16 protein-coding genes and 1 pseudogene are annotated in these 19,019 nt (G+C 61.8%); 6 read left to right on the forward strand and 11 right to left on the reverse strand.

Translation table 11 applies throughout. The features are described from left to right. Positions 1 to 53: 53 nt before the first annotated feature. The 3 genes from AC1RNP_RS14160 to AC1RNP_RS14170 all read right to left on the reverse strand — a co-directional run bounded on the left by AC1RNP_RS14160 (position 54) and on the right by AC1RNP_RS14170 (position 2,022). On the reverse strand, positions 54 to 944 hold the full coding sequence (locus AC1RNP_RS14160) for an RNA polymerase sigma-70 factor (protein WP_493051916.1): 891 nt from the start codon (positions 942 to 944) through the stop codon (positions 54 to 56). Between the two features lie 85 nt (positions 945 to 1,029). After that, a complete protein-coding gene (locus tag AC1RNP_RS14165) occupies positions 1,030 to 1,443 on the reverse strand; it encodes a cupin domain-containing protein (protein WP_493051917.1) in 414 nt (137 codons plus the stop codon). Between the two features lie 99 nt (positions 1,444 to 1,542). Beyond that, positions 1,543 to 2,022 (reverse strand): carboxymuconolactone decarboxylase family protein, encoded by a 480-nt coding sequence (locus AC1RNP_RS14170; protein ID WP_493051918.1) that lies wholly within the window; start codon positions 2,020 to 2,022, stop codon positions 1,543 to 1,545. A gap of 175 nt (positions 2,023 to 2,197) precedes the next feature. Between AC1RNP_RS14170 and AC1RNP_RS14175 the strand changes: the two genes are divergently transcribed. The 4 genes from AC1RNP_RS14175 to AC1RNP_RS14190 all read left to right on the forward strand — a co-directional run bounded on the left by AC1RNP_RS14175 (position 2,198) and on the right by AC1RNP_RS14190 (position 5,096). Further along, a complete protein-coding gene (locus tag AC1RNP_RS14175) occupies positions 2,198 to 2,464 on the forward strand; it encodes a sigma factor-like helix-turn-helix DNA-binding protein (RefSeq protein WP_493051919.1) in 267 nt (88 codons plus the stop codon). Further along, on the forward strand, positions 2,461 to 3,504 hold the full coding sequence (locus tag AC1RNP_RS14180; protein ID WP_493051920.1) for a LysR family transcriptional regulator: 1,044 nt from the start codon (positions 2,461 to 2,463) through the stop codon (positions 3,502 to 3,504). Before AC1RNP_RS14175 ends, AC1RNP_RS14180 begins: the two co-directional genes overlap by 4 nt. A gap of 152 nt (positions 3,505 to 3,656) precedes the next feature. Beyond that, a complete protein-coding gene (locus AC1RNP_RS14185; protein WP_493051921.1) occupies positions 3,657 to 4,436 on the forward strand; it encodes an SDR family oxidoreductase in 780 nt (259 codons plus the stop codon). 126 nt (positions 4,437 to 4,562) lie between these two features. Then, positions 4,563 to 5,096 carry an Ohr family peroxiredoxin gene (locus tag AC1RNP_RS14190; RefSeq protein ID WP_493051922.1) on the forward strand — a complete coding sequence of 178 codons (534 nt, stop codon included), beginning with the start codon at positions 4,563 to 4,565 and terminating at the stop codon, positions 5,094 to 5,096. A gap of 83 nt (positions 5,097 to 5,179) precedes the next feature. On the opposite strand, the pseudogene AC1RNP_RS14195 reads toward AC1RNP_RS14190, so the two are convergent. Continuing rightward, positions 5,180 to 5,506 (reverse strand): annotated as a pseudogene (locus tag AC1RNP_RS14195) (SDR family oxidoreductase); the annotation flags it as partial. 146 nt (positions 5,507 to 5,652) lie between these two features. Between AC1RNP_RS14195 and AC1RNP_RS14200 the strand changes: the two are divergent. Next, positions 5,653 to 6,150: a DUF2306 domain-containing protein gene (locus AC1RNP_RS14200; RefSeq protein ID WP_493051923.1), complete on the forward strand. Its 498-nt coding sequence runs from the start codon at positions 5,653 to 5,655 to the stop codon at positions 6,148 to 6,150. A 229-nt stretch (positions 6,151 to 6,379) separates the two neighbouring features. On the opposite strand, the gene AC1RNP_RS14205 is transcribed toward AC1RNP_RS14200, so the two are convergent. Both AC1RNP_RS14205 and AC1RNP_RS14210 read right to left on the reverse strand, forming a co-directional pair. Continuing rightward, on the reverse strand, positions 6,380 to 6,829 hold the full coding sequence (locus tag AC1RNP_RS14205) for a fasciclin domain-containing protein (RefSeq protein WP_493051924.1): 450 nt from the start codon (positions 6,827 to 6,829) through the stop codon (positions 6,380 to 6,382). A 328-nt stretch (positions 6,830 to 7,157) separates the two neighbouring features. Continuing rightward, positions 7,158 to 9,365: a TonB-dependent receptor plug domain-containing protein gene (locus AC1RNP_RS14210; RefSeq protein ID WP_493051925.1), complete on the reverse strand. Its 2,208-nt coding sequence runs from the start codon at positions 9,363 to 9,365 to the stop codon at positions 7,158 to 7,160. A gap of 354 nt (positions 9,366 to 9,719) precedes the next feature. Between AC1RNP_RS14210 and AC1RNP_RS14215 the strand changes: the two genes are divergently transcribed. Next, positions 9,720 to 10,790 (forward strand): phytase, encoded by a 1,071-nt coding sequence (locus tag AC1RNP_RS14215; RefSeq protein ID WP_493052015.1) that lies wholly within the window; start codon positions 9,720 to 9,722, stop codon positions 10,788 to 10,790. A 169-nt stretch (positions 10,791 to 10,959) separates the two neighbouring features. Here the strand turns inward: AC1RNP_RS14215 and AC1RNP_RS14220 are convergent, their stop codons facing one another. The 5 genes from AC1RNP_RS14220 to wecB all read right to left on the reverse strand — a co-directional run bounded on the left by AC1RNP_RS14220 (position 10,960) and on the right by wecB (position 18,851). Continuing rightward, positions 10,960 to 11,670, reverse strand: a complete 711-nt coding sequence (locus AC1RNP_RS14220; protein WP_493051926.1) for a helix-turn-helix domain-containing protein — start codon at positions 11,668 to 11,670, stop codon at positions 10,960 to 10,962. A gap of 66 nt (positions 11,671 to 11,736) precedes the next feature. Continuing rightward, positions 11,737 to 12,639: a DUF4434 domain-containing protein gene (locus tag AC1RNP_RS14225; protein ID WP_493051927.1), complete on the reverse strand. Its 903-nt coding sequence runs from the start codon at positions 12,637 to 12,639 to the stop codon at positions 11,737 to 11,739. Continuing rightward, entirely contained in the window at positions 12,636 to 15,500 is a 2,865-nt protein-coding gene (locus AC1RNP_RS14230; RefSeq protein WP_493051928.1) for an NfrA family protein, read from the reverse strand. Before AC1RNP_RS14230 ends, AC1RNP_RS14225 begins: the two co-directional genes overlap by 4 nt. Next, positions 15,497 to 17,671 carry a glycosyl transferase family protein gene (locus AC1RNP_RS14235; protein ID WP_493051929.1) on the reverse strand — a complete coding sequence of 725 codons (2,175 nt, stop codon included), beginning with the start codon at positions 17,669 to 17,671 and terminating at the stop codon, positions 15,497 to 15,499. Before AC1RNP_RS14235 ends, AC1RNP_RS14230 begins: the two co-directional genes overlap by 4 nt. Before the next feature lie 34 nt (positions 17,672 to 17,705). Beyond that, positions 17,706 to 18,851, reverse strand: coding sequence for a non-hydrolyzing UDP-N-acetylglucosamine 2-epimerase (gene wecB, locus AC1RNP_RS14240; protein WP_493051930.1), 1,146 nt, complete (start codon positions 18,849 to 18,851; stop codon positions 17,706 to 17,708). Positions 18,852 to 19,019 lie beyond the last annotated feature (168 nt).

Here is a 19,019-nt window from a genome sequence, read left to right on the forward strand (position 1 = left end):
AAGACGTCGAGCCTTTGCAGGGAATAAGGAATTGGACTTCGAGCGAGCTGCGGTCAATTGAAAAACGACGCACGATTGCTGGCAGCAATGCGCCGGAGCTTCTCGGGATTGCGCTGCACATAGATGCGCAGGATGCGCTCTCCGTCGGTGTCATAGGCCTGCGCCGACTCGAGCTCCTCGCCGAAGTAGCGCAGCACGCCGAGGCGACCATTGATCGGAGCGAGCCTGATCCGCAGCTCGTGCTTGCGGCGCAGGGTGCAAGCAAAGAGAAGCTGGGCGATGCGCTGCCCGCCGATCATCGGTTTCGGGAGGCTGGTCACGATGCCGCCGCCATCACCGACCAGGGTGGCGGACTCCGCCATCATCTCCTTCATGGCCTTGAAGTCGGCGTTGGACCACGCCTCGGCGAAACGCCGCATCAGGCGCTGGTGCGCTTCCGCGGAGACGACATAGCGTGGCCGTTCCTCGCGCAGCTGGCTCTTGGCGCGGTGCACGATCTGGCGGCAGCTGGCCTCGCTCTTGTCCAGGGTCCTGGCGATGTCGATGTAGTCGGCATCGAACACCTCGCGCAGCAGGAACGCGGCCCGCGCTTCCGGCGCGAGCCGCTCCAGCACCGTCAGGAAGGCGATGGACAGGTCGCTCGAGGCCTCCTGCATCTCCTCGGGCGTGGCGGGGCCGTCGGTGAGGATGGGCTCCGGCAGCCAGATGCCCACGTAGTGCTCGCGGTCCGTGCGCGCCTTGCGCAGGCGATCGATGGAGCGCCGTGTGGTAGCGGTGACCAGCCAGGCTTCCGGGTCGGTCACCTGGCCGGGGTCGGTGTCGTTCCAGCCCAGCCAGACGTCCTGGACCACGTCCTCGGCCTCGGCCAGCGAACCGAGCATGCGATAGGCCACGCCGAGCAGGCGTGGCTGCAGCTGGGTGAAGATGTGGGTGGGACCTTCCATACAACCAGGACGGGCCAGGAGGCCAGATTGTGACGCCTCCGGTGCCCGGCGGGCGTGTCGCCCGCCAAACAACGGCCAGCGCCGGTCACGGCACCGGGATCAGCGCGGGCTTGCCGGCATCCTTCAGCAGGAACACGAGGAACTTCGCAGGCTTTTCCTTGCTGGCGTTGCGGCCGACCGTGTGCAGGTCCCCGGGACCCTCGTGGAAGCTCTGCCCGGGCGTCAGCGTGACTTCCTTGCCGCCGGCCACGCCCATCACGATCGAGCCCTCGAGCACGTAGACGAAGGCATGCGCGTCGTGGCGATGGATCGGATCGGCGCCGCCGGGCGGGTAGTCCACGGTGAGCATCAGGGCTTCCTTGCCCGGGTACTCGGGCAGCGCCTGGGTCATGACTTCCGTGACGACGGGGGGAGGGGCGTCGTTGGCAGGCTGGCCATGGGCCGCGAGGGTGCCTGCCCATAGCAGTATCGGCAGGCTCAGTAGAGGGGGGATGCGCATAAGTGACTCCCTTGTCTGCCGTCGCGGGACGGCGTGAGGATGCGTCGAGTCCGCTGGCGCGCGCGGCGCCCGGTGGCCCGACATCAGGACGGCTTGGCCTTAGGACAGCTTGGCCTTGTCGAGGCCGAAAGCCTTGTCGGCGGTTCCCGGCACGGTGCGGAAACCGACGTTGGCCCGGTTCCAGGCGTTGATCGCCATCACGTCGAACGTAAGGTCGGAGATATCCTTCTCGGACAACTGCGTGCGCACGCGCTCGTAGATGTCGTCCGGCACGCCTTGCGACGGCAGTTGCGTCAGCACCTCGGTCCAGGCCAGGGCGGCACGTTCGCGCGGCGCGAACAGTGTCGACTCGCGCCAGGAGGCGAGATGATGCAAGCGCAACGGGCGCTCGCCGTGGATGGTGGCTTCCTTGATGTGCATGTCCAGGCAGAACGCGCAGCCGTTGATCTGCGAGGCGCGGATGTTCACCAGATCACGGATCGGCTGCTCGATCGTCGAATGCTTGGTGAGCATGCTGAACTCGACGAACTTCTTGAACAGCTCCGGGGACTGCTGCTGGTAATCGAGGCGTTGACTCATGACGAAGTCTCCATGGCTTGGGTGGGGAAACCGATGCGCGTTCGCGTCCGGTCTGGAGCCAATCTAGGCGCCGCCACGATGGGCCGGTAGGCATCCGTGCGGACGCGCGGTGTTGAGCGAGGCGCACCAATGCGCGGCCGTGTCACAAACCGGGGCCCTGGAACGACCTTGATGCATGACAACTCCAGAATCCGATCAGGACGCCAATCGCACATCGTTGAACGCCGAACGGATCTGGTCTGAGTTCATGGCGGCACTGGACACGCTCGCGCCGGACGTTCGAGCGGCGTTCCTGCTGCACGAGATATTCGAGACCAACTACGACGACATCGCCAGATTGATCGGGCAGCCGGCGGACACGTGCCGCGGCCATGTCGAATATGTCCGCGAGCATGCGTTGCTACGCATGCCGCACGGACAAGCGAAGGTGCCATCGCGATGAACGCAATCCCCCAGATTCCGACGGATCACCACGACTCGTTATCGTCCAGCTTCTCCGCCAGCTATGCCGGCGTGGTGGCATTCATCACCGTGGCCACGGAAGGCAGCTTCGCACGCGCGGCGGATCGCCTGGGGGTCGGCCGTTCCGCAGTGAGTCGCAGTGTGCAGAAACTCGAAGGCCAGCTCGGCGCGCGATTGTTCTTGCGAACGACACGTTCCACCTCGTTGACCAGCGAAGGAGAGCTGTTCTTCGAGAATTGCCGTCCCGGCGTCGAGCGCATCGTGCAGGCGCTGGAAGAAATGCGGGATCTGCGTGAAGGCCCGCCGCGCGGGCAATTGCGGATCAGCTCGCCCCATGGCTTCGGCCGCAAGGTACTGGCGCCGCTGATGGCCGAGTTCCGCATGCGCTATCCCGATATCGGGATTGAACTGATGCTGGACGAGCGTGCGGTTGATCTGGCCGTGGATCGCGTCGATGTGGCGTTCCGCGATGGCCGTCTGGACGACAGCCAGGTGATCGCCAAGCAGATTATTCCCATGCAACTGTTCGTCTGCGCATCGCCGGAATATGCGTGCCGGCATGTATTGCCGACATCGATCGACGAGTTGGAGGCGCACACCTGCATCAACAGACGATTGCCGAACGGCCGCCTGCAGAGTTGGGAATTCAGGATCGACGGACGTCCGCACAGCGTCATGCCGCAGGGCGATATCGTCCTCAACGATGACGATCTGCTGCTGCAGGCCGTGATGGACGGGCAGGGACTCGCGCAGCTGCCGGCGTACCAGGTTTGCGATGCGCTGAGAAAGGGCACGCTGGTGGCTTGTCTGGGCCAATACGCGCCCGACGACCGGGGACACTATCTGTGTTATCTGAGCCGGCGGCAGCTGCCCAAGCGCATCCGCGCCTTCATCGACTTCATCACCACACAGGTGCGCGCGTTGAATCTGGACTGCGCCACAGAGATGACGCACATCCGGGAGGATACGATCGCAGGGGAAGGCGTGCGCCGCAACGGCCATGCCGGCGCCGTGACCTGACACGCGCGCGATTGGTGCGTGTTGGTAAACACCGTGCATCCGGGCGGATGGCTACTGCGAGAAAAGCCGGACTTTTAGCATCGTCCTTGTACTCACCGGCTCCTGTTCAACAGGACAGCGGCTCATTTGCCAGCGCACACGAGAGGTGGATCATGAAATTCGTCGTCATCGGCGGTACCGGGTTGATCGGAAGCAAGGTGGTCTCGCGTCTTCGTGACCAGGGGCATGAGGTGATCGCCGCGGCACCGTCGACCGGAATCAACATCCTGACGGGCGAAGGGCTCGATGCTGCGATGGCGGGCACCGATACCGTCGTCGACCTCGCCAACTCGCCGTCCTTCGAGGATGCGGCGGTCATGGACTTCTTTCAGACCGCTGGCCGCAATGTGCTGGATGCCGAAGCCAAGGCAAGAGTTGACCATCACCTGGCGTTGTCCGTCGTTGGCACCCAGAAGCTGTCGGCCAGCGGTTACTTCCGCGCCAAAAGTGCGCAGGAACAACTGATCCGTGCCTCCGGCATTCCCTACACCATCGTCCATTCGACCCAGTTCTTCGAGTTCCTGCCCGGCATCATCCAGTCCGGAGCCGATGGCGGAACGGTTCGCCTGTCACCCGCGCTGGTGCAGCCCATCGCGTCGGAGGATGTCGCCGACGCGGTCGCGCGTTTGGCCACGCAGCCACCGGCCAACGGCATCGTCGAGATCGCGGGGCCGGAGCGCGAGCCGTTGTCCGGTCTCGCGCAGCGGTTCATGCGCATCGTCCAAGATCCGCGCGAACTGATCAGCGATGTGCATGCGCGTTATTTCGGCGCTGAATTGCAGAACGAAACGCTGGTGCCGGAACAGGCGACTTGGCAAGGCGCGTTGAACTTCGAGCGTTGGATCGAGAAGTCGGAACACGCCCGCTACGCGCCGCATGCGCGGACCGGATAGCGAAAGGCGTGGACATTCCAGATAGAGCTGACCCCTGTGTCGGCTCATGAATCAGCGCGCGCAAACCAGCATTGGTCAGTGCGGCCATGCCGTGCTCGACGACAACGACAGGGGCGTCGCAAACGCATGAGCCCGTTGCAGCCACCACCGACAAGTCTGCTGGACAAGTATTGTGGCGAGGAAATCCAGCCGCTCTACATCGGTCGCGTGCGCGTGACCGGGGGCGAGGCTGCGCACGGGCGCGCATCGGGCATTGTCAGGTCCGATGACGGCGCGCTCGAGGTGGACCTGCGTTTGCCCACAGAACTTGGAGGGCCGGGCGGCGGCAGCAATCCGGAACAACTGCTTGCGGCGGGTTACGCCGCCTGTTTCCACGGCGCGCTGACACTGCTTGCAAACCGGGCGGGCGTGGTGCTCACGGCCCTCATCGTGGATGCCGCAGTGACGTTCGCGCGCGATCCGATGGACGGCCTGTTCCTCTTGTCCGCTGACATCCGCGTCAGTCTTCCTGGCCTCGATCGCGCACTCGCAGCGGAACTGGTCCGCAACACCGAGCGCATCTGCCCCTACGCCAAGATGTTCCGCCACGGCATCGATCATGTGGTGGCGGTCGCACTCGAGCACGAATCGCCGGATTTCGACGGTAAAGCTCCCGGCTGACGATGCATCAGGAGATGGCTGCGGCCTGTAAGGGATGCACGCCACAGAATCAATGAGTCAGCCTGGAGTAGGGACTATGGGATCTAACCGTGAGGACCTCCCATGACCGGCAGAACGATGCCATTGACGTATGACCCGGTTACGGGCAATGCCAGAAAGACAAACGCGGGAGAAATTTCTTCTGGCTGGGCAGGTCGTCCCATGTCACTGTCCTGGCCAAAAGACTGGATATCGTCTTTTGACTTGTCTGCAGGATTGAGAGGAGTCAAAACCGGACCCGGGGCCACGCAATTCACCCGAATCCCGCGCTCAAGCAAATTGCTGGCAAGCGATTTGGTGAAAGCATGGATGGCGCCTTTCGTTGCGGCGTAATCCAGCAGATGCTTGCTGCCAAAGAGGTCTGTTTCAGAGTCCATCAGACACCTCCCCGTGGATGATTCCCCATCCGGACAGGAGTAGTGTTCACCGGGCCCGCCTAGAACGCCCTTATGCTCAAGTTCACCCGAGCGGTCCTTTGCAGGGCTGGAAAACATCCGTCAATTTTGGAGCTTCTGCCATGTTGAATATCAGTCCGTTCGGCATGTTCCATACCATCATCGCACTGATCGCGGTGATCTCTGGTCTCCTTGCATTGTTTCGTTATGGTGAGATCGGTACCCGCACACGATCCGGGGCGCTTTACGTCTGGTTTACCGTGGCCACGGCCGTCACCGGTCTTTTCATCTTCCGCCATGGCGGCTTCGGCGCACCGCACGTATTGGCGATCCTGACTCTGCTGGTACTGGCGATCGCCTATGCCGCCGAGCGGCGTGGCAGTTCCGGTGTGTCACGTTATCTGGCTGTGCTTGGTTACTCGCTCACATTGTTCTTCCATCTGATTCCGGGATTGACCGAGACCGGGACACGCGTTCCGATCGGTGATCCCGCTTTTACCGGCCCAGAGGATTCGACGCTGAAGGCGCTCGTTGGCATCGGCTTTCTTGTCTACCTGGTAGGCGCGGCGGTGCAGGTAGCGCGTATTCGACGCTCGCGCCGGTTGGCTATCTCCACCTGAGCTATTTGCCTGCGGAGAACATCCCGCCATGCACGAGATCTGTGCGTCCAGGCGAATAGGGGGTTGAGAAATGAAAAAAGCCGGCGAGAAATCTCGCCGGCTTTCAAAAAATCGGATCATCTTTGTGTCGTGGCGGATCAAAGGAAACCGAATGCCGAAAAGTATCCAGTGAAAATTGCTATAAACGCGACAGAGATCCTTCTCTGCCGCATGAGATTGCTAAAAACGATTATTGCTTGGTCTGTGTCGCGGCAGGCATGTTGACCTTGTCGATGCCGTGTATCACGCCATTGCTCGAATTCAGATCGGCCTGGGTGATCTGCGCGCCGTCGATACTCACCTTCGTACCGACCAGCGCGACCGGAGCGGACGCCCCGCCGAGTGTCTTGGCGAATTCCCACTTGCCGATATCTGCGGCACTCTTGCGGCCGTTGATGACGTGATAGGCAAGGATGGTGGCAAGTTCTTCCTTGTTCTCGGGCTTAAGCAAGCTATCCAGCTTGCCTGCGGGCAGGCTTTCAAACGCGGCATCCGTCGGAGCGAAGACCGTAAATGGGCCGGTGCCTCGCAACGTGTCGCTCATGCCAGCGCTTGCCAGGGCCTTGCCGAAGGTCTTGTAAGATGCGTTGGACGCAAAAGTATCGACGAGGTTCTGGGATTTTTCGTTCGTGGTGCTCATGACTTATGTGCCTTTTGTGCGATCTCTTGAATACGAGATCGATGACGGCCAGGGCCGCGACCCCCGCAAATGCAAGGGAGATAGGCTCAGTGCGGGAAGTGGGCGGAAATGCATCACCCTGAGTTGCCGCTACGACATTGCATCGTAGTGCTCAATGACAATGCGCCATCGCTGGTTACTTTTCTGTTATCCCATGACCATGGCTGCGCAATAGTTACCTGGTATTGTGCGCTCGAGACGCTTCTTGTATGGCGCAGGCCGCATTTCGCGGTCTCCATTGCCGCTTGCACTCTTGCAGTTCGCTCGGAGCAGAGCAGGTCAACTGCGATCAGAACGCCCACCGCACGACCAGCTGATAGCTCGGGCCGGCTTCCTCTGTTTCTAGCTCGTACTCGTCATAGTCGCGGTCGATCTGATCGGCCTGGTTGTCGAACTTGTGGAAGAATTCATCCTTCGATGCGTCCAGCAAGTTGGCGGCACTTAGGCGAATCGACAGTGTTTGGCCGAAGCGCTTCTCGACGAACACTTCCAGGTCAGCATCGTATTTGACGCTCACTTCCTCGGCCAGGATACGACTGAAGGCGTCGCCTTGCTTGCGGTAGGTCGCGCCGAAGCTGGCAGCCAGCGAGGGCAAGTCGTGGATGAAGCCGATGTTGTAGACGTTCTTGGCCTGGTCGTTGAAGCGGCGCTTGCCGATGAAGTCGGTGACCTCGCTGTTGAGATAGGTATAGTTGAGGAACACGCCGGTGTTGGGCAGACCGAGCGCAGTCAGCGGAGTCGACAGGTCGAATTCGACGCCGTAGACCTTGCCGTCGCCCACATTCGCTGATGTGAACACCCAGCTTTCCGGGTCGAACACGAAATCGCCTTCGGTGGAACCCGGGTTTTCCTCAAGGAATTCCTCCAAGTCCTCTTCGTAGCTGTCTTGCGCGTCTTCGCTCCAGTCGCCGGTGTTGACCAGTTCGATCAGGTTCTTTACATCGCGATAGAAGAAATTAACGCCGATCACACCTTGCTTTCCGAGGCGGTGTTCAAAGCCCAGGTCGATGCCGTTGGCGGTTTCCGGATCAAGATGCGGGTTGCCGATGTAGTCGTTGTCGCCGAATTCGCCGTTCAACAAGGCTGGGATCAGCTCGTTGAAGTTCGGGCGTTTGACGCTCTTGGCCAGCGACAAGCTGATGCGGTCGGCATCGGTCAGGTCCCACTTCAGGTGCAGGGAGGGCAGCAGTTCGTTGTAGTCGTTGCTGGCGGCTCCTTCGACTTCGTCGTCCTCGCTATAACGGATGTCGGACTTTGTCGTTTCGTAACGCAGGCCGGCTTCCCATGAGAACACCTCGCCTTTTCCCGAGAGCATGACGTATGGATCAACACGGGTTTCCTCGATCAGCGAGCCGATGGTGCCGTCCAGTTCGTAGACGACAGGATCGCCTTCTTCATTGCCTTCCCACTCGTAGTTGGTGTAGGCGATATCGCGTTTCTTCTTGCGGTAGTCCACACCGAACTCGAGTTCAGTGACGCCAGCAGGACGCTTGTGCGCGATCTTGAAACTGGTCTCGGTGTCATTGGTTTCCGCGGCCGAGGCCTCGGCTTCGGATGCGTCCCATTCGCCATTGACGTACTCGTGCGACTCTTCGCGTTCGGCACTATCGTCCTCGAACTTGGCGTAGCCTAAGTCGAATTCGGTGATGCCGCCTGCCATATCGAACCTGTACTCGGCACCGATGCCCCAATTCTTCTGGTTGATGGGGTTGAAGCCTGGCACCTTGGCCTCGATCACATCCCCATCGTCGAACTCGACCTCATGCGAGACCTCTTTGACGTCGCGGTCGGTCTTGACGTAGAAACCGTCGATGCTGATGCGTCCGGTCTGGCCGACGTCGGCGGCATAGGAGATGTTGGCCGAGTAGTCGCGACCGTCCTTCACTTCGGTCTGATCCTCCCAGCTGACCAGTTCTTCACGCGATGGGTCCGTGAAGCGGTCGGAACGCTTGGTCTTGGCGCGGTAGCGGTCTTGCACATTGATGCCAGCAAGAATGCGGCCGCCCAGAGCTTCGCCGCTGGTGACGGCACCGAAGGTCGGGTTCACTTCACCGTCGTACCAGCGGTTGACGCCGATGCGGATATAACTTCCATCGAATGCGTAGGCGTCTCGGAGCACGATATTGATCGTGCCGGCAATCGCATCGCCGCTGCGATTGGCGCTATTGCTGCGGAGGATTTCGATGTGATCGACCATTTCAGCCGGGATGCGGTCCACCCAGAACGAGCGGTCGTCGCCCGCGCCCGGAACCTTCTTGCCATTGATCAGCACCTGGGTGTAGCCGGCGGCCATGCCGCGCATCATCGCGCCATCGAACTCCATGATGTCGGAACCGACGAAGGTCACGCCCGGGACGCGTTTGAGCATGTCGCCTACAGTATTCGGCTCAAAACGCTGGAAATACTCCAGATCGTAAGAGAGTGCCGGCTCGATGTCAGTGGTCCGGTTGCGGTAGGCGATTTCGCCTTGCACCACAATCCTGTCGAGTTCCTTCACGGCCGCGTCGGCGGAACCATCTGGTGCGACAGTCTGCGACCATGCATGACCTGCAGGAAAAAGTGTGGCACAGGCAAGCGCGCGCATAAGGCCGAGGCCCAAGGCGTGGTATTTCATGCAGGGATCCCCATAAATAAAGCTAAACGATCTTTGTACGTAGGGAAGATGGCGGGAATATGACCGGATTGCCAAATGAGATCGTCGCGTGAAAAGTAACCGTCATGCATCATGCGTACATTCGATCGTTTGTTCTGACATGATTGGGGCATCGCAGTGACGATTCGCGTACTTCCTTTTGTCGCGTTGCTGTGGCTCGCGGCCTGTTCTACTACGTCACCATCCGTATCCACCGCCATGCAGGTTGCGCATGAGAAGGAGGGGGACGAGAAGGACAAGGACGATCTTCTTTTCAGCGAGCACCAAGCCGATATCCCTCACGTAATGGCGAAAGAGGCCTGGATCAGTGCGGCCAAGTCGGAAGACAATGTCGATTCGCCAGCCAGTTGGCTGCAGAACGGCAAGCTGATGGTCGCGGCCACGGCCAAGTCCACCGACCAGATCATTATTTATGACGGTGATACGGGGCAGCGTTTGCGCACTGTGGGGAGTTCCGGCAATGGGTTAGGGCAGTTGAGTCGCCCCAATGGCATCGCCACGGTGGACGACGAATATGCATTCGTCGTCGAACGCGATAACCACCGTGTGCAGATGTTCACCTTGCCGGGTTTCCAGCCGCTGCTGACCTTCGCTGATGCGGACCTCATCCAGCCCTACGGCCTGTGGGTGCGTAAGCGAGGTGAAGGCTATGAAGTGATCGTCAGTGACAACTACACCATGGGGGAGGATGCCAACGGCGATGACATCATTCCGCCGCTAGCAGGGCTGGGTAAGCGCTTCCGCCGCTACGAGGTGCATCCGGAAGGGGCGGGATGGAAGGCCAGCGCCAATGGGTACTTTGGTGATACGAGCGAAGCGGGTGCGATCCGGGTAGCCGAATCACTGTTTGGCGACGAAGCCAACAATCGGCTGTTGATCGCTGAAGAGGATGTGCTCACCGGGACCCGATTGCGTGAATACACGCTCGATGGCAAGTACGCCGGCCGCGATATCGGCGCAGCCAACTACAAGGCACAAGCCGAGGGCGTCGCATTGATGGCCTGCAAGGACGGCAGCGGCTGGTGGATCGCCAGCGATCAGTTTGACGATCGCACCGTGTTTCACTTGTTCGATCGCAAGACGTTGGAGCACGTCGGTTCCTTTGTCGGTCACAGTACCGGGTTGACCGATGGCGTGTGGCTGGACGTGCGTGGTGACGCACGCTTCCCGCAAGGAGTTTTCTATGCTTCGCACTTGGATATAGCCGTATCCGCATTCGATTGGCGTGACATTAGTCAGGCGCTGAAATTGCGGGAGTGTGTGCGATAAGCTGCCCAGGCACTAGGCCAATGGAATGAATGATGATGATCGTCGTGACGTGCTCATGCCGGATTCGACATGTTCCGGCAGAAATCGATCGATAAGACCTCCGACTTCGATGGCGTCTCTGTTTCGCACAAAGAGATTCGAGGCGGTGCTCCACTCTGCGGGAGCGCACTCAATAAGGAGTCAGCATGCGGCGTAGCGCGACTGCGTTCTCGATTCGTATCTCGTGGCCGTCCACGGCGATGAAGCCAGCGGCGGCCAGTTTCGACAGCGCCCGCGTTACTGTTTCCAGCTGCAGGGCCAGGAAATTGCCCAGTTCGGCGCGAGTCATCCGCAGCGGCAGATGTCGCGCGGAAAAACCGAGGTTTTCCAGGCGCTCCGCCAGATCGAGCAGGAATGCCGCCACGCGCTGCTCGGCGCCGAGCGTACCCAGCGCCAGCATCCACTGCCAATCGCGGCGTATTTCCCTTGCCATTTGTGCGGTGAGATAGGGCATCAAGTCGAGTGTCCGCGCCTGTAGATGCGCGATCGGCAATTCCCAGACTTCGCCGATATCCAGCGCGATTGCATCGCAAGCATAGTTGGGCAGGTCGAAGGAATCGCAGCCGAGCAGGTCGCCGCGCAGATGGAAGCCCGTGATCTTTTCGCGTCCATCCTCGCTCAGGATACAGGTTTTGAAGAATCCCGCGTGGATAAGATACAACGCATAGCAACGCTGCCCGGTACGAAACAGCGGCTGCTTTCGCCGTACATGGCGGCGCTGCACGAGAACTTCACACAGCAATGTTTCCAGTCGTGGGCGCAAGGCGCAGTGGGCTGGAATCGAAGCGTCAAAAACCCGACCTTCTGGCGGTGCGCGAGATGTGGATGCGGTGCTTAACATGACGGTGTTCTCACCATTGCGACGGGACACAAGTAGATTTGGAGCCGCGGTAGTGGCCGTGATCGCTCAATACGCCAGCTTGCCCTCGGTGGAGGGCAGATAGCGCAGTGAGAAAAACACGCTGTCGCCACCGCAGGGCGCGCGTTGCCGCAACGCCGTCGACATGTCGGGTAGTGGAAGCGGCCGTGCGTGAAACTGGCCTTCGGTCGAATCGATCTGCTGAAACACTTCGAAGATCAGGCCGCGCATTGCCGTTGCGTCACATTGGGCCGCAAGCGCCAGATAGGGGGCGCGTCCGGCTGCATCGAGGCGGCCGGTGCCGGCGCCGTCCTGGACCCAGATGTGCAGGCCGCGGACGTCGAGGTCGCGGATCAGGTCCGCATAGGCACCGGGTGGCATTTGTGCGGTGAAGAAGGACGTCGCGTAAACAGGTCTGGACAGTATCGAACGCAGCTTCTGTGTTTCGATTGCCAGGTGACGCGCCAGTTTGCGGCGCCGGCTGGAGTCGCGCCAATGAAGGTCGTCGATTTCGAGCGTCAGATACCAGCCATCGATGGCGTCCGGTTCCAGGGTGCGCGCCCAGGTTCGCGCCAGTTCCAGGTCTTTCGCGCGCAGGGCCGAGAGATAGCGCTTGAGCGCATTCGGAGGCTGCGCCAGGCGATCGAAGAAAGCCGGATCGGCATGCAGGCCCAATACCACGCGCAGGCCCGCCGCACGGGCCTGTTCGATCCGTTGCCGCAGCCAGTCCCTGCCTTCGACATCGGCGAAGGCCTCGCCATGGCGGGTCCATTGCAATACGACGGTGTCGAATCCTGCGGCTCGGGTGGCGGTGAAGAGGGCAGGCCAGCGTTCGGCCGGCAGATCACGATCGCGCAGTTGCGGCTGATAGAAAATCGCTATCATCTCCGCGCTTGCTTCCGGCATCAAAAGCGTCGCCATCGCCAGCATGACCCCCAGCAACCGCTTCACAAGCGCACTCCCACATACAGCATCACCCGGTTGTCTTCCTTGAGGTAGGAATCGAATGGATGCTGATATTCAAGTTCGAGGGTGACCTTGCGCCGATAGGCGTCATATCGCGTCTGATCCGACCAGAGATTCCAGGCAAGACCGATACCGCCACGCACGTCGCGCCGATAGTGGGAGTCGCCCGTGTCACGATCGAGAATGCCGGTGTATTGCGCGCGAAAATAAGGTTGTAAGGTCTGTCCTTCGCCGATCTTGAAATGATGCCCGAAGCGATAATCCAGAGTGGCCACGCTCTGCTCGGCGCGCACGTAGTGGGCGAAGTCCAGATACAAGCGCTGGCTCAGCCAACCGCTGCCTTGAGGATGCCAGTCATCGTTGTGGCGTCCGTTACCCAGCAGTGTGGTGCTTGCGCGCAGCATCAGGTCGGTATGCCGCCGTGAGTTGTCGCCAAGCGCGAACTGGGTTTCGGCCGCGAGGTACAACACCTTGTCGGAAAACGGCTTCCAGCGCAGGCCAGTGCCCAGCGTGGCATCACGATCCGGTAGAAAATTGCCGGTCTCGCCGCTGCCGGAGAAGATGCGCGCGTAGGCGACCAAGTGTTCGACATCCGTGGCGCGATCGCCTAGCAGGCGATAGTCCGCCTCGATCTGCATGTAACTGCGGTACGCCGTGCCGGGCGCGGCCTCGTTGCCGACGCCGCCGGCCTTGTTTCCCAGGGTGGCATCGAAGCTGAAAACCCAGCGGCGGTCTAGATTTTCGTGCAGGCGACGCAGCCCGTACACGCGTTCGGTCAGGCCGGCGTTGTTCTCGCGCGATTGCAGGTCGTCGATCGCCGCTTCGGCATAGCGGCTGGCGCGCTGGCGGTCGCCAAGCTGCTGGCTGACATAGACCAGCGGTTCGGCCAGGGCACGATCGCCCTTGCCGTCGCGATAAGCGGCCTCGAAGCGGCCGAGCGCGTTGGCGGAGTCACCGCTGCGTTGATAGGCATAACCCAGTGCCGCTTGTAGATTGGTGTCGTCAGGTGACAGACGCGCGGCTTGGATCAGTGCGGTGGTGGCCTGTGCGTGATCGCCATCTGCCTCGAGCCATTGCGCGAGTTGGGCGTAGTAGGAAGCGTCAGGGCGCAGTTGCAGTGCCCGTTGCAGTGCTTCGCGCGCGGTGGCAGGGGCGTGGTCGGCTTCGGCCTGTGCGAGCAACCACCAGTAACGATCGTCGTTCAACAGCTTGGCGCGATGGCCTGGATCTTTCAGCCATGTCCGCGCACGCGCCGGCGCGTTGGCCGCCAGCGCGACATCGGCGGCCGCCAGCGGATCGAAGCCCGCCGCGTATCCATCGGCAACCGTCTGCCAGGCAGCCAGGCTTGCCGGATAATCCTTGTTCGCGGCGGCCTGGAACGCCAATGCACGCAGGCTCCCGACATCACGGTCGCGCTGGAAAGCTTCCGCATAGGCGTGTTGTGCCAAGACCGGATCGTCGGTCCGATGGCATTCGGCGAAGTCGCGCCAATCCTGCGCTGTGTATGCGGGATCAAGATCGCCCAGTACCGCGACCACTGCCTGGCAATCCTGCAACTGGGCGAAGATGCGTGCTTGGGCGCTGCGCAGTCGCGGGTCAGGCAAGGGGGCGCGCAAGCGTTCACGATCGGCGGGCAAGAACGCATCCGGTCGTTGCGCTGCCAACTGGGCCAGTCGTTGCAGAAGAGGGGCGCGATAGCCGTCAGCGGGAAAGGGATAGGCGTCGAGCAGCAATTGTGTCGCTTCCTGATGCATGCCGGCCGATGCGAGGCGGTAGCTGTTCGCCTCTAATGCCGCGCTTCCCGTGGCTGTGCTTCGTGCCCAATGCAAGGCTTGCATGGCATCACCGCGCCACAGCGCGACGGACAGTCGCAACTCCGGGTAGGTACCTGGAGGCAGCGCTGCGAGTAGTCCGGACAATGCCGCCTGATCCCCTCTGGCTTGCGCGGCGGGAAGCGCCAACTGGGCCTGCAAGGCGCGATTGGATACGAAGCGTGGCACGTAGGCGCCGATCAGATCGCGGTTCGTCCGCGAGGCATGCGCCAGCAGCATGAGCCACTGGCGTTCGTCCGCGGCCACGGTGAAGACGGGGCGCTTCCCAGGCAGATAGGTCGCCAATGCCGTTGCGTCGGTGCGACGCAGGGCGAAGGCGTATGCCAGTTGCAGATCCGGCGCCTGTGGCCCGGTCGGTCCCCATAGTGCGCTGGCGGTTTCGACTTGATCCTGCGCTAGCAGGAGCCGGAACCATTGCTCGCGTTCCTCCGCGCCGAGCCTGCGTTCGGTGTCCAGATGCGCGAACAATGCGTCGGCCAGTGGCCAGTCGTGCAAATGGATGGCGCGCTGCGCCAGGGCACGGCGAAACGCCACGCCAGCGTCGCTGGCGTCGAGGGCGGGATCGCCCAGTTGTGCATTGGCGACGTCCAGCCGGCCTTCGCGCAGTGCCTGCCATCCACGCGTGAGGCGGCATGCGGGGGAAAGGGCGCTGGTGCAATCGGGCGCGGGGGGTGGTTGAAAGCGCGGATCCGCGGGCGAATAGCGGCGCTGTCCGGTCATTACCTGCGCGGCGCGCGTGGGCATCCCGGCCTGCCGGTACGCTTCCGCCAGATACAATGCCGTTCGCGCGTTGTGTGGCGCGATGGCGCGGGCACGCGCGAACTCTTCGATCGCACGCTGGCGATCGCCCTGCCGGGACGCAGCGAAGGCGCGCTGCAAATGTGGGTAGGCCAGGAAGCGCTGATAGGCGCTGACATCATCGCCTAGATCAAAAGTTTCCGCGGCATGCGCCACACCCAGCGACAGGGAAATCGCCAGCGCCAGCACCAATAGTTTTCTTCCTGGACGATTCATCGCGCCACCCCCATTTGCTGCCACGTTACGGCGGGGGGCGGGGTCGCGCTGGATTGGAATATCTTCTGCAGTACCTGCGCATATGCGAGGTCGGTCCTGCCGACCGCACCCGCCCTGACCAGGAATTCCCCAAGCAGCAGCGTGCTTCGTTCAAAATCGAGCAACAGAGAATTGAATGCCGCCCGGTCGAGGACGCCCAGCGACACCAAGATCTCGCCGATCAGAATCTGGCGCGACACGAACTCGCGCGACGGCGTGCTCTCGGTCTTTCCGAGGACATCATGCTGCCGCGACGTGGCGGCATCCACGGCATACCAACGGCGCAGACCCACCGTGACCTGTCCCTTGGGGACGATGACATAGCGCACCGGCCGGCCCAGCTTGCGGCCCAGGGCCGCGAGCGATACGGGGTCTAGATAAGATTCGCTGGCGAGGACCAGCGTGTGGTCCTCCTCGCGCAGCGGCAGCACCGCGTAATGCCGGGCCAACGGCGCCGGCAGCATCTCGACGATCCTGTCCGGTAGCGCGAACGCATCGATTTCCTCGCAAGGCGCCTGTGCCTGCTCAGCGACGGCGTGAGCCAGTTGCTCGCAGTCGATCCGCCCCTCATGCACCAACTGACTGCCCAGGCGCATGCCGGGACGGCGGTGGGCCAGTGCCCAATCCAGTTCGGCTTGGCCGATCGCGCCCTGTGCCACCAGGATGCTGCCCAAAGGCCTGCGGATGCGATTTTCCTCGCCCACGCTCGGGAAATCGTGCGTCGTCTTGTCCCAAGCCACGCGGTGCGGATCACCGTAGCGGATGGTCTGGCGCAGCGCACGCCAGTTCGCGAAGAAGTTCACCGCCACGCTCCAGAACAGGCGCGGCACCGACATCAGCCCCTGCCACGCGCCGTAGTAGATGGAGACGAAATAGATGCGCTGAATCACACGGTTGCACATCAGCACCAGATTGGCGGCCAGCAAGAGCCCCAGAGTCTCGCCGTCGAAGATCGACAGGAATCTTGGCGCGCCGGGCCAGATCGCTTGCATCAGCCAAAGCACGACCAGCTGCAGGAGTAACAACATCGCGGCGAAACTGACGAAGTTGGTGATCACGCTCTTGCGATCGCCCCACAGCAGGTAGTTGAGCCTCCAGTTGTCGGTCCAGCCGTGGGTCTTGTAACCCTGGTAGACGATACCGATGATCCATCGCGACTTCTGGCGCACCGCATTGCCGACCCGATCCGGAAAATATTCGCGTACGCAGACGACGTCGCGCTCGCGGCGCGACTGTCCGAACTTGACCGGCGATGCGTCCGCGTCCGGTGTCGCCGAAAAGCGCACGAAGGTTTCCGACAGGCCCTTGGCCTTGAGCCGAAAGCCGACGTCGTAGTCCTCGGTGAGGCTTTGCACGTCGAATGCGATGCCATTGCCGTCGGCGAGAAGCGCCTGGATGGCGCGGCGGCTGAAGCATGTGCCGACGCCAGCGCTGGGCATCTGACCGGCCAGGGCTTCGCGCGCCGGCAGGTTCTTGGCGTGCCATTCGGCGAACTCGTCCAGATAGTGCAGGCTGGTGAAGTTCCACCAGGGGCGCTCGAACGGATAGACGGGAATCTGGATGAGATCCTTGTCCTCGACGAGGCGATTGAACAGCCGCAGTTCCAGCGGCGAGATCACGTCCTCGGCGTCGTGCAGGACGAAGCCCGCGAATTCGATGTTGGCACGCCGCTCGAACTGGAAGATGGCGTCGAGTACATTGTTGAGGCAGTCCGCCTTGCTGGTCGGGCCGGGGCGGGCGCAGACGATCTTGTGCACGTTCGGGAAGCGTGCGCGAACCTCGTCGACATCGCGCTGCGTATCTGGATCGTTCGGATAGGTTCCGACGAAGATGTGGTAATTCTCGTAATCGAACCGGGTCGCCGCCAGCTCGGCCATCTTGCCGATCACCCCGGTTTCCTGCCATGCGGGCACCATGATGGCCAACGGTTTTTCAGGCGCTGCACGCAACGCCTCCACCTGGAGTTCGTCGCTTTGATGGCGAGATGACACGGCGCGTCGGGCGCGCCGGATCCAATACACCAGGTCAATGAAAAGATCGTCCAGGCTGCTGATGAGTACCAGCACGGCGATCGCGATCGCCAGGAACCTGAGTACGTACAAATAAGTCGAGAAGATATCGAGCACAGACATGGTGCCACCTCGGACGGGTAGGGTGCGGAGCGACTCAGCCGGCGATCGCCAGGGGAATCGGCTCTGGCGTCGCGTGCATCGGGACGGATTGCTCCCGGGTCAGCGCCGTGCCAAGGAAATCGACGATCCTCGTGCAGGCACGACCATCGCCAAACGGATTGTGTGTGGGGCGCATGTGGTGATAGGCGACTTCGTCCAGCCACAATTGCTCCACCTTCTTGACGATCGTTTCGTAGCCCGTGCCCAAAAGGCAGGCGCATCCGGCCTCGACCGCTTCAGGACGTTCGGTTTCCTGGCGCAGCACCAGTAGTGGAATGCCGAAGCTCGGCGCCTCTTCTTGCAGGCCGCCGGAATCGGTCAGCACCAGCCAGGCGTCGGCGAGCGCCTGTTGCATCTGCAGGTAGTCGAACGGCTTGCTCAGACGCACATTGCGGAAGCCGCCCAGCAGCGCTTCGACCGGTTGCCGGATCGTGGGGTTCAGATGCACAGGGAACGTGACCTGGAGCGCGGGATGTCGCTGCGCGAGCGTTGCGATCGCGCGGCAGATTTCCTCCACGTCCCGGCCCCAGTTCTCGCGCCGGTGCACGGTCACGAGCATGTGCCCGCGACCGATGGTCTTGCGCCGTATTCCGCGGTACATGCGTACCCAGTCCTGGGCATCGACCACTGTGTTGCCGCTGAGCAGGATGTGCTCGCTCGGGATGCCCTCGGCCACAAGCGCGGCTTGCGCGCGCGGCGTCGGCGCGAAATGGAAACGGGCGACACGGCTGATCATCTGTCGCAAGCCTTCTTCCGGGAAGGGGCGCTCCAGATTCCACGTGCGCAGGCCGGCCTCCACGTGTGCCACAGGCACGCGGCCGTAGAATCCCGCCAATGCGCCCAGGAATGCACTCTCTGTATCGCCCTGGACCAGCACCAGCGACCAGTGGCGGCTGTCGATCAGGCTGTCGAGCTGTTCGCGGCAGCCGGCGCTGAATTCATGCAGCGCCGCGCCGCGACGTTGAAAGACGACATCGGGCGTGATCCCGAAGCATTGCAGCATCTGCGTCGCCATCTCGTCGTGCTGGCCGGTATGGACCCAGCACACCCGCGTCCATGGCTGGCGGCACAATTCGTGGTAGAGCGGCGCGAGCTTGATGATCTCCGGCCGCGTTCCCGAGACGATCGCGATCTCATGCATGACGAACCCCCTGTGGGTTGTTTTGCAGGACTGCTGCGTTTCTCGCATGCGTGCGACAGCCGCACCGGATCGGCGAACGAGAGGCCGGCGCAGGGTTTGGTGCGATCAACGACAGCACTTGTTTTTTTTCGTGTTCCCCGGATACTGCGGGGTTAGCGGTCTGGCTCT

It is taken from the genome of Luteimonas sp. GW821-FHT14E02, assembly GCF_058803905.1.

Coding starts and splice junctions, on each gene's coding strand:
- AC1RNP_RS14185 (WP_493051921.1), top strand. CDS start 3,657: ATGAAATTCGTCGTCATCGGCGGTACCGGGTTGATCGGAAGCAAGGTG.
- AC1RNP_RS14175 (WP_493051919.1), top strand. CDS start 2,198: ATGACAACTCCAGAATCCGATCAGGACGCCAATCGCACATCGTTGAAC.
- AC1RNP_RS14170 (WP_493051918.1), bottom strand. CDS start 2,022: ATGAGTCAACGCCTCGATTACCAGCAGCAGTCCCCGGAGCTGTTCAAG.
- AC1RNP_RS14230 (WP_493051928.1), bottom strand. CDS start 15,500: ATGAATCGTCCAGGAAGAAAACTATTGGTGCTGGCGCTGGCGATTTCC.
- AC1RNP_RS14215 (WP_493052015.1), top strand. CDS start 9,720: ATGCAGGTTGCGCATGAGAAGGAGGGGGACGAGAAGGACAAGGACGAT.
- AC1RNP_RS14235 (WP_493051929.1), bottom strand. CDS start 17,671: ATGTCTGTGCTCGATATCTTCTCGACTTATTTGTACGTACTCAGGTTC.
- AC1RNP_RS14190 (WP_493051922.1), top strand. CDS start 4,563: ATGAGCCCGTTGCAGCCACCACCGACAAGTCTGCTGGACAAGTATTGT.
- AC1RNP_RS14165 (WP_493051917.1), bottom strand. CDS start 1,443: ATGCGCATCCCCCCTCTACTGAGCCTGCCGATACTGCTATGGGCAGGC.
- AC1RNP_RS14160 (WP_493051916.1), bottom strand. CDS start 944: ATGGAAGGTCCCACCCACATCTTCACCCAGCTGCAGCCACGCCTGCTC.
- AC1RNP_RS14205 (WP_493051924.1), bottom strand. CDS start 6,829: ATGAGCACCACGAACGAAAAATCCCAGAACCTCGTCGATACTTTTGCG.
- AC1RNP_RS14180 (WP_493051920.1), top strand. CDS start 2,461: ATGAACGCAATCCCCCAGATTCCGACGGATCACCACGACTCGTTATCG.
- AC1RNP_RS14220 (WP_493051926.1), bottom strand. CDS start 11,670: ATGTTAAGCACCGCATCCACATCTCGCGCACCGCCAGAAGGTCGGGTT.
- AC1RNP_RS14200 (WP_493051923.1), top strand. CDS start 5,653: ATGTTGAATATCAGTCCGTTCGGCATGTTCCATACCATCATCGCACTG.
- wecB (WP_493051930.1), bottom strand. CDS start 18,851: ATGCATGAGATCGCGATCGTCTCGGGAACGCGGCCGGAGATCATCAAG.